Raw genomic sequence first — 1,597 nt, forward strand, 5'->3', positions numbered from 1 at the left:
CAAGCACCCAGAGGCCGAGGAAGCCGACGACGAGCATGGCGAAGGCGACGGGCGTGCGCAGGATCATCAGCGCGAAGAGCCCGGCGATGCCGAGGAGGCCGACGGAGACGGGGCTCATTCGAGTTCCCTCCGAGTGACGAGGATCAGCAGCAGCTGCTCGGCCAGCACCAGCACGCAGAGCGCGATCCCGAGCGAGATCAGCCCGTAGAACGGCCAGATCGGCAGGCCGAGCATGTTTGTCGTGTCGCCGTATTCCCAGGCATCGAGCGCCTTGAGGCCCGCGCGCCAGACCAGCACGGAAAGCACGAAGCCCGAGAGCAGGCGCGACAGCACATCGCCGAACCACCGACCGCGCGGCCCGATCGCATTGTCGAGCACATCGACCCGGACATGGGCGCGTTCGTCCGTGCAATAGGGCAGCGCCAGCATCGCGACGGCGACGGCGGTGAGCTGTACCACCTCGTTGACGCCAAGGAGCGGCGTCCCGGCGACGTAGCGCATGATCACCGCCGCCGCGATGGTCGCGACCATGAAGAGAAGCCCGAGCCCGGCCGCGGTGGCGAGGACGAGGGTGGCCCGGTCGAAGCGTCTCGACCAGCCCGGCGTGGTGCCGCGCGCCATCGCTCAGTCGGCCTTGAGCGTGTCGACGCTCTCGGCGTCGCCGCCGACAACGCGCGAATGCCGGATGGAGGGCTCCACGCCGGGTTCACCGCCGTTGTCGACCTTGACCGTCGCGTCGTCATCGGAGGGTTCCGCCATCCTGGCGGCGAAGGGCTCGAAGAGTCCGGCGACGCAAGCGTGCGTCGGCGCCATCAGATTGGCAAACTTCAGCTCCTCCACCGGGGCGAGGGTCTTGAAGATGGACATTCGGTTCCTCCCGTTGTTGTTCTGGGCGAGTTTCCTGCGCGGGTGGGCGCGGCCTCCAGCGCACTTCTGCCGGCCGCCGGGCGCCGAAACCATTTAGAAAAGCGTGCGGCGGCATAAGTTATGGCTATCACGGCCCTGTCATGGCCTGAGGAGTTCAAGGAACAGGCGCTGCGCCCGGGTCGGCACCCAGCCCGCGCGCAGGGTGATCCCGATCGGCCGCGAGGTGCCGGCCATCTCGAAGGGGAGCACCGTCATCAGCCCCCGGTCGGTCTCGCCCCGCGCCTGCAGCCGCGAGACGCAGCCGAGGTGGTCGCTCTCGGCGAGCAGTTCGCGCATCAGCATGACCGAGCCCGATTCCACGATGCTCGCGGGCGCGGGGCCGCCGGCGAAGAGCCGGTCGAACTGCGTCCGCGCCGGCGTGCCCTCCCGCGCCACGACCCAGGGGTAGCGCGCGAGATCCTCGGGCGTGATCCGCTCGGCGCCGAGCAGCGGATGATCGCGCCCGGCGACGAGGACGAGGCTGTCGTGAAAGAGCGCGCGCTGCTCGACGTCGCCGATCGGCGCGGGGTCGCGCAGCGCGCCGATCAGGAAATCGATCTCGCCGCGCCGGAGGCCTCCCAGCAGTTCGTCATAGGGTCCGTCGCGGACCGAGATCGGCAGGGTCCGGCCCTGCTCGCGGAACCGGGCGATCGCGGCCGGCAGCACCGTGGCGCGGGAGAGCGGCATCGCG

General features: G+C 69.9%; 3 protein-coding genes. All 3 read right to left on the reverse strand.

The window, feature by feature from the left end; all coding sequences use genetic code 11:
- Positions 1-114: 114 nt before the first annotated feature.
- Positions 115-621 carry a TRAP transporter small permease gene (locus FJM51_RS23340; protein ID WP_140456481.1) on the reverse strand — a complete coding sequence of 169 codons (507 nt, stop codon included), beginning with the start codon at positions 619-621 and terminating at the stop codon, positions 115-117.
- Between the two features lie 3 nt (positions 622-624).
- Entirely contained in the window at positions 625-867 is a 243-nt protein-coding gene (locus FJM51_RS23345) for a hypothetical protein (protein WP_140456482.1), read from the reverse strand.
- Between the two features lie 138 nt (positions 868-1,005).
- Positions 1,006-1,597 (reverse strand): LysR substrate-binding domain-containing protein (locus tag FJM51_RS23350; RefSeq protein WP_233713254.1); only part of this gene is annotated, 592 nt, incomplete at its 5' end.

Origin of the sequence: Amaricoccus solimangrovi, assembly GCF_006385685.1 — a bacterium.
Taxonomy (GTDB): domain Bacteria; phylum Pseudomonadota; class Alphaproteobacteria; order Rhodobacterales; family Rhodobacteraceae; genus Amaricoccus; species Amaricoccus solimangrovi.

Excerpts from the sequence above, each read along its gene's own strand:
- FJM51_RS23345 (WP_140456482.1), bottom strand. The coding sequence starts at position 867 with ATGTCCATCTTCAAGACCCTCGCCCCGGTGGAGGAGCTGAAGTTTGCC.
- FJM51_RS23340 (WP_140456481.1), bottom strand. The coding sequence starts at position 621 with ATGGCGCGCGGCACCACGCCGGGCTGGTCGAGACGCTTCGACCGGGCC.